General features: G+C 42.4%; 14 protein-coding genes and 1 pseudogene. 12 read left to right on the forward strand and 3 right to left on the reverse strand.

Annotated features, from left to right (window positions below):
* Positions 1–112: 112 nt before the first annotated feature.
* The 12 genes from tsaB to ABJ384_RS03170 all read left to right on the forward strand — a co-directional run bounded on the left by tsaB (position 113) and on the right by ABJ384_RS03170 (position 11,432).
* Positions 113–781: a tRNA (adenosine(37)-N6)-threonylcarbamoyltransferase complex dimerization subunit type 1 TsaB gene (gene tsaB, locus ABJ384_RS03115; RefSeq protein WP_349928782.1), complete on the forward strand. Its 669-nt coding sequence runs from the start codon at positions 113–115 to the stop codon at positions 779–781.
* 8 nt (positions 782–789) lie between these two features.
* Positions 790–1,611, forward strand: a complete 822-nt coding sequence (locus ABJ384_RS03120) for an undecaprenyl-diphosphate phosphatase (RefSeq protein WP_086197691.1) — start codon at positions 790–792, stop codon at positions 1,609–1,611.
* Entirely contained in the window at positions 1,611–2,417 is an 807-nt protein-coding gene (locus ABJ384_RS03125; RefSeq protein ID WP_349928783.1) for a class I SAM-dependent methyltransferase, read from the forward strand. Before ABJ384_RS03120 ends, ABJ384_RS03125 begins: the two co-directional genes overlap by 1 nt.
* A gap of 123 nt (positions 2,418–2,540) precedes the next feature.
* The gene (locus tag ABJ384_RS03130; RefSeq protein WP_349928784.1) at positions 2,541–3,953 is read left to right on the forward strand and encodes a C13 family peptidase; all 1,413 of its coding nucleotides are present in this window, start codon (positions 2,541–2,543) and stop codon (positions 3,951–3,953) included.
* Positions 3,954–3,964: 11 nt separating this feature from the next.
* Entirely contained in the window at positions 3,965–4,801 is an 837-nt protein-coding gene (fghA, locus tag ABJ384_RS03135) for an S-formylglutathione hydrolase (RefSeq protein ID WP_349928786.1), read from the forward strand.
* A gap of 447 nt (positions 4,802–5,248) precedes the next feature.
* The gene (rpe, locus tag ABJ384_RS03140; RefSeq protein WP_349928787.1) at positions 5,249–5,935 is read left to right on the forward strand and encodes a ribulose-phosphate 3-epimerase; all 687 of its coding nucleotides are present in this window, start codon (positions 5,249–5,251) and stop codon (positions 5,933–5,935) included.
* Positions 5,936–6,329: 394 nt separating this feature from the next.
* Positions 6,330–6,785, forward strand: coding sequence for a hypothetical protein (locus tag ABJ384_RS03145; RefSeq protein ID WP_349928788.1), 456 nt, complete (start codon positions 6,330–6,332; stop codon positions 6,783–6,785).
* Positions 6,786–6,829: 44 nt separating this feature from the next.
* On the forward strand, positions 6,830–8,737 hold the full coding sequence (locus tag ABJ384_RS03150; RefSeq protein WP_349928789.1) for a copper resistance system multicopper oxidase: 1,908 nt from the start codon (positions 6,830–6,832) through the stop codon (positions 8,735–8,737).
* Entirely contained in the window at positions 8,724–9,638 is a 915-nt protein-coding gene (locus ABJ384_RS03155) for a copper resistance protein B (RefSeq protein WP_349928790.1), read from the forward strand. The genes ABJ384_RS03150 and ABJ384_RS03155 overlap by 14 nt, the downstream gene beginning before the upstream one ends.
* Positions 9,639–9,873: 235 nt before the next feature.
* Positions 9,874–10,191, forward strand: a complete 318-nt coding sequence (gene sugE, locus ABJ384_RS03160) for a quaternary ammonium compound efflux SMR transporter SugE (protein ID WP_349928791.1) — start codon at positions 9,874–9,876, stop codon at positions 10,189–10,191.
* A gap of 49 nt (positions 10,192–10,240) precedes the next feature.
* Positions 10,241–10,726, forward strand: a complete 486-nt coding sequence (locus tag ABJ384_RS03165; protein ID WP_349928793.1) for a methylated-DNA--[protein]-cysteine S-methyltransferase — start codon at positions 10,241–10,243, stop codon at positions 10,724–10,726.
* A 46-nt stretch (positions 10,727–10,772) separates the two neighbouring features.
* Positions 10,773–11,432, forward strand: coding sequence for a nuclease-related domain-containing protein (locus tag ABJ384_RS03170; protein ID WP_349928795.1), 660 nt, complete (start codon positions 10,773–10,775; stop codon positions 11,430–11,432).
* A gap of 36 nt (positions 11,433–11,468) precedes the next feature.
* Here ABJ384_RS03170 and ABJ384_RS03175 read toward each other — a convergent pair whose 3' ends face one another.
* From ABJ384_RS03175 to ABJ384_RS03185, 3 genes and pseudogenes are all read right to left on the reverse strand, one after another.
* Entirely contained in the window at positions 11,469–12,404 is a 936-nt protein-coding gene (locus ABJ384_RS03175) for a tRNA-dihydrouridine synthase (RefSeq protein ID WP_349928797.1), read from the reverse strand.
* Positions 12,405–12,701: 297 nt separating this feature from the next.
* A protein-coding gene (locus ABJ384_RS03180) for an IS3 family transposase (RefSeq protein WP_349928799.1) occupies positions 12,702–13,849 on the reverse strand; the annotation gives its coding sequence in 2 pieces (ribosomal slippage) (positions 12,702–13,603 and positions 13,603–13,849; 1,149 coding nt in all).
* 27 nt (positions 13,850–13,876) lie between these two features.
* Positions 13,877–14,356: pseudogene (locus ABJ384_RS03185) on the reverse strand (HPP family protein).
* Positions 14,357–14,428 lie beyond the last annotated feature (72 nt).

Genomic DNA, 14,428 nt, shown 5'->3' on the forward strand with positions numbered 1-14,428 from the left:
CCAAGCGAGAGCTTGGCTTTTTTGTATCCTGCAGATGGAAAATCTCGCCTCGCACGCATGAGTGGAGTATGATATCCGACGTTTTTTATATTTAAATAAATTAAGGTTGTGCATGAAGTTGCTGGCATTGGAAACTGCCAATGAGCAGTGTTCCGTTTCTATTGTAGATGACACTCAAGAATTATTTTTTCAATTAGATGCGCGAGCAAAAGCACAAACGCAAACGATTCTCCCAATGATCGAACAGGCTTTTACCCAGCTTGGCTTGTCTGCTGCTGACTTAACTGCAATTGCATTTAGCCGTGGTCCCGGTTCTTTTAGTGGGGTACGTATTAATGCTGCCGTGACTCAGGCCCTGGCATGGGCCAATGATCTACCTGTTGTTCCTGTTTCAACCTTGCAAGCTCTGGCACAGGCAGCATACCGTGTGGCAGGTTTAACCGCAGTGACTGCAGTACTGGATGCGCGTATGAATGAAGTCTATATTGCGAGTTTTCAGCTGGATCAGCAGGGTATTATGCAGGCTGTGGATACAGAGCAACTGTTGAATTATAGTGCTGCCAGTCAGGCCGTCAGATTTGAACTTATCGGTTCAGGTTCAGCTTTAATTCAGCCTGAAGCTATAGAATTTAAAGAGATTGTTGCCACAGCACAAGATATTGCACAAATTGCACGTATTGCTGCATTACAGCAGCATTGGGTTGCAGCTGAAGAAGCACTACCAGTGTATTTACGTGATAATGCGTGGAAAAAAATTCCAGAACAAATTAAAGCAACTTAAGGTTAGATATGGATCTTTTATTATTATTTAAAGCGGCCATCATGGGCTTGGTAGAGGGGATTACTGAATTTCTACCGATTTCAAGTACCGGGCATTTAATCTTAGCAGGTCAGCTTTTAGATTTCTGGACCATTGAAAAAAGAGATATGTTTGCGGTTGCAGTACAGATTGGTGCAATTGCAGCGGTGATTTACGAGTACTGGGGCAAACTTTGGGGCGCTTTAATCGGTGGCTTAAAAGGTCAAGAACAGGGCCGCCGTTTAAGTATTAACTTAATTATTGCTTCAATTCCAATCATCATTATCGGCTTAACGTTTGGCGATATCATCAAAGCGTACCTGTTTAATGCAATTACTGTCGCGATTGCCTTAATTGTGGGTGGTTTTATTATTTTATGGGCTGAACGCCGTCCGCATAGCATTGAAACTCAAGAAGTGGATGACTTGACCTATAAGCAAGCGACTTTAATTGGTTTGATTCAATGTTTAGCCTTATTCCCAGGGACTTCACGTTCAGGTTCAACCATTATCGGGTCTTTATTTTTAGGTGTATCACGTAAAGCAGCAGCAGAATTTTCCTTCTTTCTGGGTATTCCTGTATTAATGGGTGCTGGTTTACTCGATATGTATAAAATGAGGGCTGATTTGCATAGCAATGATATGGCTGTTCTAGCAGTGGGTATTATTGTGGCATTTATTTCTGCACTTATCGTGATTCGTGCATTAATTCGCTATGTATCGAAACATGATTTCACTGCATTTGCATACTACCGCATAGGTTTCGGTCTGTTTATTTTGGCAACTTGGTGGACAGGCTGGGTTTCTTGGTAATGCATTTGTTTACAGAAGCTCAGTTGCAAGCACAAGCACAGCAGTATTCTGCTGTGCTTTCTTCACGTGGTGTCAGTGTAAATGTTGAGATCATTGAAAAGCTGAATGCCCGATTTTTACGTTTAAATCCGGAACTGGCTTTATGTGTAGATGAATCGGGACTGTGGTTGTGTGCCAATGGCATGAAGATGCAGCCCGACTGGAAAGCTGAAGTGCCGCGTTTAAAACGTTCATCGTTAAAATCTGAAATGATTGCACGTGCCTGTAATCTGGGTGAAAAGCCTACATTAATTGACGCGACTGCCGGTTTAGGTCATGACAGTTTGTTAATGGCCCATTTGGGTGCTGATGTCACCCTGGTTGAACGGCATCCGGTCTTGTTTACCTTACTGGAAGACAGCAAAAAACATGCGCAAAATGATGCTTTTCTCAGTTCAGTAGTGTCACGAATTCATCTGGTTTTCTCTGATTCTGCCGACTATTTAGTGCAGCAGGCTGAACAGAAGCGAGTGGTGGATGTGGTTTATCTTGATCCGATGTTTCCCCAGCGTGACCAGAATCAACAAGCCATTAAAAAACAGGCACAAGTGAAAAAACAGATGCAATTATTACATCTGTTATTGCCTGAACATGGGGAAATGGATCTGGGTGATAATTTGTTAACTCTGGCACAAAAGGTGGCAAAACGTGTGGTGGTGAAGCGGCCGCGTCTGGCTGTCTATTTGGCTAACCTGGAACCGGATCATCAATGGCAGGGAGATGCCTGTCGTTTTGATGCCTACTTTCAGCATCATTTTCCCGAGTAGTTTGGTAATTGTTTCAATAATGTGCATTAATTTGTTATATAGTCCCAAAGCAGGATTGATAAAAATTCCATCAAGCATAAACTTAGAGTGTAAACCTGCGAGCTAAAGCCCCCCGAAAATCTTATGATCGACTTTAAACCCTCCATCAATTTTTGGCATGATTTTAAGAGCAACCAAACTGCCGGGATGTGGCTTTTTCTGGGTTCACGCCGATCTTTGCAAATTGTACGTCCCTCGATTCTGCAACTGATTTTTTGGGGAATTTTAGGCGGCAGTGCCAACAGTTTATTCAGTTGGCTCAGTGCGGAGGAGATGGGTGAGTTTAACCCGCAAGGCCTGATCAGTTATGCTTTATGGCCTTTTATTGCACTCATCGTCGGTATTTTTCTTTCTCAGCGGATCAATAATCCACGTTTGATGCTGGTACCTGCCTTGTTGTGGCTGGTACTGGATACCCATATCGCCTTATTGCAAAGTCTGATCCAGTATCTGGGCCTTATTGATGTATTGCCTTATATATTGTATGACTATTTGCCGATTATCTTTATGGTGCTGTTCGTCTGGCAGAGCCTGGCAGTGGTATGGGTCTTTTCCCGTGAACTGAAATGGCCATGGTGGGAGCGAGCACTGATTGTGGCTGCGACACTGTTCACCCTTGTGGTGTGGCAAATGTCGGTGAAAAGCCAGCCGATCTGGAAAGTTGAAGAAAGCCCGCCGACATTTGCCGAAGATGCTTTTTATGCCCAAAACCGGATCTTGAACAAGTCGCTGGAATCGATCCAGTATGGGGAGTTTGCCCAGTCGCACTGGTACTTTTTAGGCGTTGCCGGGGCAGGTTATCAGGATGTGTTTAAGTCGGAAGTTGAACGGATTAAAGAACAGTTTGATACCCGTTTTGGGACTTTTGGCCGCTCCATGGCCCTGATTAATAATCCTGAAACCCGCACTCAAATGCCGATTGCCTCACGCACCAGTATGGAAATGGCTTTACGCCGTATCGGGCAGCAAATGAATAAAGAAAGTGATGTATTATTTTTATACATGACTTCACATGGTTTGCCGAATCAGTTTGAAATGGAAAATGACCCGATTGATTTAAATGATGTCGATCCTAAATGGCTTAAAGATACTCTGGATAAATCCGGCATCCGTTGGCGAGTAATCGTAATTTCTGCCTGTTATTCGGGGAGTTTTGTTCCCGCTTTGCAGGATGATAATACCTTGATTATTACCGCATCTGCGGCTGATCGGGCATCGTTTGGCTGTTCGAGTGAAGCCGATTATACTTATTTTGGACGAGCTTTCTTTGATCAGGCCATGCGCGAGCAGATGTCTATAGAAAGTGCTTTTGAGCAGACAAAAAAAACAGTGGCACAATGGGAAACAGCACAAGGATTTGAAGCCTCTGAACCGCAATGGTCGATTGGCAAGAATATGGAATTTATGTTGCCGCAACTCGAGCAACGCTTATTTCCAGCTACAACTCAGACAGATATGAAAATAGAAACCCCACAATTAAGTGTGGCAGCACAATAAGGAAAATAACGATGGAATTAACGCAAGTTAATCGATGCTTTGATGGGGAACAGCGAATTTATGCTTTTAATTCCAAGAGCTTAAAAGGGCAGGTGAAATTTGGAATTTTCTTGCCCCATCAGGCCTTAACAGGTCAGCCCTGTCCAGCCCTGTTTTATCTGGCGGGTCTGACCTGTACTGAAGAAACCTTCGCCATTAAAGCGCATGCACAACGTTTAGCAGCACAACTGGGTTTAATCCTGATTAGTCCGGATACCTCACCCCGAGGCGAGCAGGTGGCAGCAGGAGATTCCTGGGACATCGGTCAGGGTGCCGGATTTTATATCAATGCTACTCAAGCTCCTTGGGCTGAGCATTATCAAATGGAAAGCTTCATTGCCGATGAGCTTTATGGTGTGGTGATACAAAACTTTCCATTGCAAGTGGATGCGATAGGCATCTTCGGGCATTCCATGGGCGGACATGGTGCACTGACACTGGCATTTAAATACCCGGAAAAATTTAAATCGGTATCCGCTTTTGCCCCGATTTGCGCACCGAGCCAATGTCCGTGGGGTGAGAAAGCCTTTTCCAATTATTTAGGTGCTGACCAGACAGAATGGAAAAAGCATGATGCAACGGCTCTGGTTCAGTCTAAAGGTGCCTTGTTTCAGGAGATTCTGATTGATCAGGGGGCTAAGGACCAGTTCTATAGCCAGCTGAATCCGGCCTTATTCAAACAGGCCTGTGCCGAAGTAGGTCAGTCCCTGACCTTGCGTGAACATGCCGGTTATGATCATGGTTATTACTTTATTCAGACCTTTATGGATGACCATCTGCAGTTTCATGCGGTACAACTTGATGTATAATATCTGATTGGACATCAGATTTATTCAAAAAACAGGGAGCTATAACAGCCACTACTGTCCCATAATTTAAATTTTATTTCAGCACCGAATCAATATGATGACATTTTATATTAAAGCAAATCATATTTAATTTTTTTCACAGCCTTGTCCTTTCTTTAAAAGTTTAAGTAACTTTGTGTAGACTGAACCCTACTTTTGACAGACCAAAAGTAGGCAAAAGTCTTTATTCCCCATACACAGACATCCTGTCGTGATGGGGAATGTGTGGCATCTTTGCCACACTCACAAATCTAACACCTGCAATTCAACTATGGGACAGCAGTGCTATAAAAGCTCCTTATTTTTTGCTGTCATCAATGCGTGAATAAACAGGATTGAATCACAGCACTAAGATGCAATTTGTTATAATGTGAAAAATCAATTCAAATGCATAGCCAGGTTCTCTCCATGTCCAAGCCATATTTAATTGCACCTTCCATTTTATCTGCTGACTTTGCCCGTTTAGGTGAAGAGGTTGAAAATGTGCTTGCTGCAGGTGCAGATGTCGTACATTTTGATGTCATGGATAACCATTACGTACCTAACCTGACTTTTGGGGCAGGTGTGTGCAAAGCATTAAAAAAATATGGTATTCAGGCGCCAATTGATGTGCATCTGATGGTGTCGCCGGTAGACCGTATGATTGGTGATTTCCTTGAAGCCGGTGCTGATATTATTACCTTCCACCCGGAAGCTTCGGATCATATTGACCGTTCATTACAGTTAATCAAATCGGGCGGTGCCAAAGCTGGTCTGGTGTTTAATCCAGCTACGCCATTGCATTATCTGGACTATGTGCTGGACAAAGTCGATCAGGTTTTGTTAATGAGCGTCAACCCGGGCTTTGGCGGTCAGAAATTTATTCCCATGACTTTGGATAAACTACGTCAAGCACGCAAAATTATTGATGCCTCGGGTCGTGACATCCGTTTGGAAGTGGATGGTGGGGTGACACCAGCCAATATTCGCGAAATTGCAGAAGCCGGTGCAGATATGTTTGTTGCCGGTTCTGCTATTTTTGGCAAGCCGGATTATCAAGCTGTCATTGATGAAATGCGTTCAGAACTGGCAAAAGTAGGCTCAGTTAATCTCTAATAATCTACAATTAATGATTGCTAAGTTGTGGATAACCTTATGGATAACCGTATGGATATCTGTGTAGATAACTGTATGGATAACTTGATTAGTTTATAAACAATTGTAGATCAATAGTTTAATAATTAGACGTTAAATGTATAAAAAGGACTCAAATGAGTCCTTTTTTAGCTTGTTAAGCTATTAAAAAATATGATGCTTTATTCATCGGTGCTTAAAAATAAAACTGTTTAAAAAATAACTTTATTGTTTAAGTTGGCATTATTTAACCGGACTTGACACTGTTTAGCATAAATTTAAAAATTGTGTATAACTTGTATCGTGCATATGATGTTAGACTGAAATCAAAATAACATGATTTATCTTTTATTGTGGATTGGCTAAGGACAATACTGTGCTCACTTCATTACGCAAACAGGCTTGGTTTGTGTTCCTGATGGTTTTTGCCATCGGGTGGAGCAATGCCGTCTTGGCATTTGAACAGCCGATGCATCAGCAAATGATGAGTGAATTGGCGATTCAGCATGAAGATAAAATGCCTATGGCGGCCATGTCAGGTTGTCATGATTCAGCCAATACTCAACCGCATATACAGCAGCATCCTGTCGAACAGGTAAACGTGTCCCATGATCTGGATTGTCATCAGGGCATGAGCGATCAACAGCAACATTTCAGTTGTAATGATTGCCTACAGTTGCATTGTCAAAGTCTGGGCACCTGGCTGGATGCGCAAAGTCCGAGTTTTGCCAATTTAAATCCTGTTCCCGAACATCCACAGCTGAATTTTGCTTATTCCGCCCAGCATTTAAGCGGTTTCTGGCAGCAGATTTTACGTCCCCCTAAAGCTTGACCGTGATTTAAAAAACTTTTTATTTTTAAATTATAGGTTTAGTCATGTCTATACAATTAAGTCAAAGCCTCGTGATTGGGGTGTGTTTAGTGTCATCATCGTGGACGTTTGCTGCGGTCAAAGAATATCACCTGAATATTGATGAACAGAGTGTGAATATCACTGGAAAGTCCTTAAAACGGATTACCGTAAATGGTCAATTTCCAGCACCCCTTCTGGAATTTGAAGAAGGCGATGATGCCGTTATTCATGTGCATAACAATCTGAAAAACAAGGATAGCTCTATTCACTGGCATGGTTTATTGCTGCCGGGACTGATGGATGGGGTGCCGGGTTTTAACCAGTTTCAAGGGATTAAACCACAGGCGGATTTTGTCTATCGTTTCAAGGTGCGGCAAAATGGCACCTACTGGTATCACGCGCATTCCAAAGGACAGGAACAGGACGGTTTATATGGCGCTCTGGTGATTTATCCGAAAGGGAAAAAGTCGCTAGCAGCGCATGAACAGGCTGATCGTGATTATGTGGTGATGCTGTCCGATTTTCATCAGTCCAGCAGTGACCAGATTCAGAAGAACCTGAAAAAGTCGGCTGAATACTATCAAAATCGGCGTGAAACTGTGGTTGACGTGTTGAAACAAGTTAAGCGTGATGGACTCAAAAGTACCTGGCAAGATCGTTCCATGTGGAATCAGATGCGCATGCTGAAAACCGATTTGTCTGATGTCACCGGTTATACCTTCCTGATCAATGGCAAAACGCCGCAACAGAACTGGACGGGCATGTTTAAACCGAATGAAAAAGTCCGTTTACGTTTTATCAATGCTTCAGCCATGTCTTTTTATGATGTGCGTATTCCTGACTTGAAGATGACGGTGGTTAGTGCCGATGGCCAGCCTGTGCAACCGGTACCTGTCGATGAATTTCGCATCGGAACCGCTGAGACTTATGATGTGATGGTTGAACCCAAGGCCAATCATTATCAGATTGAAGCCGAATCGATTGACCGGAGCGGGTTTGCGATTGGTTCATTGCACAATGAGCAGGCAGTAATAAAGCAGGGTATTACTGTGCCGAAACCACGTCCACGTGCCTTACTGACCATGGAAGATATGGGGCATGGTTCTGCATCAAGTGATCATGCCAACCATGCTGAGATGGATGATCATCAGAGTAGTACAAATCAAAGCCGTGCCAGCGCAATGAAGCATCAAATGATGGATCATTCATCCATGCAACATGATATGGCTGCAATGGATCATCAGACCATGGATCATATGCAGATGAATCATGCTGCCATGCACGACCATTCGCAACATGTGACTCAGCAGCCATCACAGCCTGAGTCTGATCAGCAGCATGAGCAAAGCCATACAACGCATCGTATAGAACAACCCGCTTCAGATAATAAGGCAGCCGTGGTTTACGGCTGGGCCAATGCATCTACACCTGCAGGGCATAAGGCACTGCAATATAGCGATTTGAAATCATTAAATCCGCAGCTTGATACCCGTCCGGCAGAGAGAGAGCTGGAAGTGCGTTTGGGTGGCAACATGGAGCGTTATATCTGGACCATCAATGGCAAGAAATTTACCGAAGTTGAACCGTTACAGGTGGAATATGGCGAACGTATCCGGCTGAAATTTATCAATGACAGTATGATGGCGCATCCGATGCATCTGCATGGCATGTTTATGCAGCTGGAAAATGGGCAAAGTAGTGCCAATATGCCTAATAAACATACCCTGATTGTACCACCGGGTAAGACCGTCACTGCACTGCTCACTGCGGATGAACTGGGGGAGTGGGCGATTCATTGCCATCTGCTGTATCACATGTCATCCGGCATGATGAGCAAACTGGTGGTAGCCAATGTCGATGGAAATAAAACAGCAGCTTCATCTGCGACTTCAGCTCAAGTTCAGCAAGGAGACTCACATGCGCATCATTAATCACTTAGTAATGAGCACATTGAGTGCCTCATGCTTATTGTTATCTGGACAAAGTTTTGCGCATGAAAGTCATCATGCTATGTCTATGGCGGAAACGCAGACTCTGCAACAGGAGGAAATTCCAGCCGATCATTCACAGCATCATGCCGTGGGGACAGCAACTCAAACATCTGTTGAAGCCAAAGCAGCACCATCTGTACAGGATAAAAATGCGAACCTAAAAGATGCTGCATCTGCCGAACATATCAAAGAGCATGGCGGGCAGATTTATCAGCAAACCACGGTTGAAAGCCGCTGGTTGCGCAATAACGATGGAGACGGAATTTTAAAGTCGGAACTTGAAACCCGTATCGGGACAGATGAAAACAAGATTTTTATCAAAGTCCATGCCGATCAGGCTGAATCACAGCAAGCCGAGTACGATGCCAAAGTGTTATACAGCCGCAATGTTGCCGATTTTTGGGATGTGCAGGCCGGTCTACGTTATCGCAATGACCAGAATCGGGAAGTCGATCAGGATCAGGTCGATGCCGTGATCGGTGTGCATGGGTTGGCACCGTATTTCTTTGAGACCAATGCCTATTTATATGTCGGTCAGGACAATCAGACATCTTTGAGTCTGGAAACCGAACGCGATGTGCTGCTGACGCAAAAATTGATTGTTAAACCTTATCTGGACTTGAATGTGGTGTTGAGTGATGACTCCAGCTATGCGCAAAAGACTGGTTTAAGTACGGCACAATTGGGGCTGGAAACCCGTTATGAAATCAATAAAAAGCTCATGCCTTTTATTGATGTGGCCTATGGATACAAACAGGGGCATGAACAGACGGATTGGCAAGCGGAATCAGCATCTAATCAGGAATGGTTGTATGGTGCCGGAATACGTTTTAAATTTTAATTACTTCCGTTGATTCAAAAAACGACTGGTTTAGGCCAGTCGTATTTTTATTCGCACTTTTAAGGTGAGTAATTGGTCGAAAAATGTAAAACAAGCACCTGTTTAGCTCAATTATTTATATAATTATCTAATAAGTTATAGGAGGAACGACCTCCCTTGGTGCAATCAGATTGATTGTTGCACTGAGAAAATTCGTCAGGACGACCTGACTCTAATCAAATGGAGCATTGTCGTCATGGCTTGGGTAGTTTTAATTTTAGCGGGTCTTTTTGAAATTGTCTGGGCCTATGCCATGAAACTTTCAGAAGGTTTCATTCGTCTCACACCGAGTGTTATTACCCTCGTTTTTATGGTATTAAGTTTTGCTTTACTGGCCTATGCTATGCGCACTTTGCCACTGGGTACAGCCTATACCATCTGGACCGGAATTGGTGCAGTGGGTTCTTTTCTGGTCGGGGTGTTTATTTTGGGTGAGCCTGCATCGGCAATGCGCATGTTGGCGGCAGTGCTGATTATTTCTGGATTAGTGTTGATGAAACTGTCATCATCATAACGGCTCTTCCTCACTATATCGCTTATTTATTGCACTACAGGAGAAGACAATGAAACTTTCATTTATGCAAATGGCTTCTCCTGTCGGTATCTTAAAACTGGTCGCCAATGACACTGCTTTGGTGGCAGTAGTTTGGGAAAATGAAAATCCTAAACGGTTACGTTTAGCCGAACTGATTGAACAGGTTAATCATCCTATTTTATTGGCAACTCAAAAACAGTTAACTGAATATTTTGCTGGAACAAGACAGCAGTTTGATTTGCCTCTAGATTTTGAAGGCACTGAATTTCAGAAGAAAGTCTGGCAAGCTTTGTTAACCATTCCATTTGGCGAAACCCGTAGTTATCGTGACATTGCCGAGCAAATTGGGAATGTTAAAGCTGTACGTGCTGTGGGTGCAGCCAATGGTAAAAACCCCATTTCCATTATTGCGCCGTGTCATCGTGTGGTCGGAGCAAATGGTAAACTGGTCGGTTTTGCTGGTGGACTGGACAACAAAGAAATTTTATTGAAACTTGAATCTTCACTAATTTAATAAGTTTATGTTATTGTTATTAAAAATATAATATGAACTTCATTGAATGAACATTTCTCAAATTTTTATACCACTTTTTTCACAGCTGTGGTGGATCATTTTATTATTTGCTGGCGCTGTTCTTTTTAAGATATTTAAACCTTTTTTGAAAGGAAAAGTTGGGGAATTAGCGGTAGCTGTACACGTCAAACTTTATTTGAAAGATCCACAATATATTTTATTAAATGATTGTACTTTGCCAGATGAACAGGCAGGAACGACGCAAATTGACCATATTCTGCTCAGTCCCTTTGGGATTTTCGTGATTGAAACCAAAAATTATAAAGGCTGGATTTTTGGTGGTGAACGTCAAAAAATGTGGACACAGAAGATTTATAAGAAAAGCTATAAATTTCAAAATCCATTGCATCAGAATTATAAGCACATGAAAGTACTGCAAAATGTATTGTCTGATATTGTTGAGCCAGAGTACCTGCATTCAGTGATTGTGTTTATGCCGGAAAGTGAATTTAAAACAGAAATGCCTGCCAATGTATTTCGTGGTGCTGCATGGGTGGATTATGTCAAATGTTTTCAGGAGGAAGTGATACCCGCAATGAAACTGAAACGGATTCAATTGCGGATTGAAAAAGAAGTTTTAGAGAAGTCCTGGAAAACCAATCGCCTACATGTGGAAAATTTAAAACAGCGTAAAGAAAGTACCTAAATAAAAAAGCCTTTGAATATTCAAAGGCTTTTGACTTTAATGCTTGGAAACATTTAAATTTTCAATGATTTCAGCCAAGCCTTTAATCCGTTTGACCTCGTTCCACAATTCTTTAGCTTCGGGATAATGCTTCGACATCATGCCGAGCCACTGTTTATAACGCCCCACCATATTCACTTCTTTTTTATAGGGGCCATTCAGAAAACGAATTTGCAAAGCCAATAATTCATTCCAAGTGATCAAGGCTTCGTCGGTATTTTGACGGATACATTGGGTGATATCCGGGGTGGTTACAGCAGCTCGGCCAATCATCAAATCTTCACAGCCAGATTCAAGTTGGCATTGTTTGGCATCTGCATTGGTCCAAATTTCACCATTGGCAATGACATTGATGTTTAAGGCTTCACGAATCGGTTGCAACTGATCCCAAAATGCAGGAGGGGTATAGCCTTCCGCCTTGGTACGGGCATGTACTGTGACCCAGGCAGCACCAGCATCCTCAATGGCATGAGCATTTTCCAGGGTAAATTTTCTGTCCATATATCCTAAGCGCATTTTGGCAGAAACCGGAATATGTTTAGGTACGGCATCACGTACAGCCTTTACAAGCAGATGTACCACTTCGGGTTCATCCAGCAGCACTGAACCGCCACGGTGACGATTAACCGTTTTTGCAGGGCAACCGAAATTCATATCAATTGCAGGAGCCCCGAGTTCCACGGCACGAAAGGCATTGGCTGCCAGCATTTCAGGATTATTTCCCAAAAATTGTACATGCACAGGTGTACCCGCAGCGGTTTTACCTTCATTGAGGAGTTCCGGGCAGTAATTATGATAGACATGATCGGGAAGCACTGAATCGGTGACACGAATGAACTCGGTTACACACCAGTCAAAGCTGCCCACAGACGTGAGTACATCACGCATAATGGGGTCTGTTAAGCCTTCCATGGGTGCAAGGATGAGTTTCACAGTGAGGTTTGCCCGTTAAATTTGAAAAACGGTGTTATACGTTTTTTTATCTAGGTTGTCTAGGTAAAAGGCTTTGAAATATTGTAGTGTGAGATAGGTCTTAACCCTTATATTTCGTATCGTTATTCCTAAGTAGAAATGTCCTGTTTTAAACTGCAAGAGTCAAAAACAGGATTTAAATCTCTTTGTTAGACATAGTGATCAGCATCTCAAATGCATATTCAATCCATGATGTTGATGTATATCATAGACTAGACATTTTAATTAGTAAGAATACACTGAATAGCCACCAAAATTCTAGACACACATAACCATCTTTTGATGGGCCTTTTCATAATCTAATGGAGAACGCTGACCATTGGAACCATGTCTGCGTTTTGAATTGTAGAACATCTCAATATATTCAAAAATATCCGATCTGGCTTCAGTTCTTGATGCATAGATTTTCTTCTTAATTCGTTCCCGCTTTAATAGCTGAAAGAAGCTTTCTGCAACAGCATTGTCATGGCAATTCCCTCTACGACTCATACTACTTTCAAGATTATGATGCTTGAGAAATGTCTGCCATTCATGGCTGGTGTATTGGCTGCTTTGGTCAGAATGGATTAGGACTTTGTTCTTTGGGTTTCTTCGCCATAAAGCCATCAATAATGCATCTAAAACCAGGTCTGTCGTGATTCTGGATTTCATCGACCAGCCAACAACAAGACGTGAAAACAGGTCAATCACAACTGCGAGATATAGCCACCCTTCATGAGTACGGATATAGGTAATATCTGTCACCCATATTTGGTTGGGATAAGTTGGATTAAATTGGCGGTCTAAAGTGTTTGCGGCAACGATAGCTGGATTACCAGCGTGAGCTCTAGGTTTACGATAGCCACGCTGTGATTTGAGACCATTCGCCTTCATGAGCCGATGTACTCGATTAATCCCGCAACTTTCACCAACATCTTTTAAATCACAGTGAATCTTGCGATAGCCGTAGATACCACCAGATTCCAGCCAGAACTGTTTAATCAATCCTGAAAGCTGTTGCCGTTTCCTCGCAGTTTTACTGGTGGGTTGCTTTAACCATGCGTAATAACCACTGTGATGAACATCCAGAGCTGAACATAAACGACGGACAGGCCATATGTGCTGATTGTCCTGAATAAAGGCGTACCTCATTTGGACTGGCTTGCGAAGTACACCGCGGCCTTTTTTAATATGTCTCTTTCTTCAGTGACCCTTTGCAGCTCTTTTTTTAACTTTGCCAATTCTGCACTTGGATCAGTAGATTCTGTTGTCTTGGGTTGCTGTGGATCATAACGTTTAATCCAGGCATATAAACTATGTGTGGTGGTTCCTAAACGTGCAGCAACTTCGGTCACACTATGACCTTTCTCAGTGACTTGTTTTACTGCTTCAATTTTGAATTCTTCAGGATATCGTTTACTGCTCATAAGCACCTCGTTAATTAGCCATTTTATCTAACTAAAAGGTGTCTACAAAATCGGTGGCTATTCAGCTATAGATCCTAATAACACAGGAAAAACCAAGAAACTCCATTCATAGTGGATAGAATTTGCTGTTAAAAGTATCACTAATGGATTAGCTCCCGCTGGGGGATGTACACATTTAAAAACTTGCATTAAGGCAATTGCACAGCCTACAGATAAAGCTATAGTCAAAATAGAATCAGGGAAAAATTTAAGGAAAAATAGGCCGATAAAGGCTGAAATGAAATGACCAAATATAACATTTCTAGGTTGTGCTAATGGTGACTGTGAAACAGCATATAGAATTACACAAGTAGCACCAAAAGGAGCCATGATGTACAGATTACCTGTTAATTTAGTAAGTAAAAGTAGAAGAAAGATGCTGATCGTTCCTCCAAATAAACTTCTAAGAACTTCATGCCTTTTGGGAAATGCAGCTAATTTTTCCTTTCCTTCAAAAATCGAAAACATGTCTATATCCCTCTTTCAAAATATTGTTTTCAAACCATAATACAGATAAAATAAAAAATAGTACAGATCTGT

Source organism: Acinetobacter sp. A1-4-2, from assembly GCF_040233925.1.
Lineage (GTDB): Bacteria > Pseudomonadota > Gammaproteobacteria > Pseudomonadales > Moraxellaceae > Acinetobacter.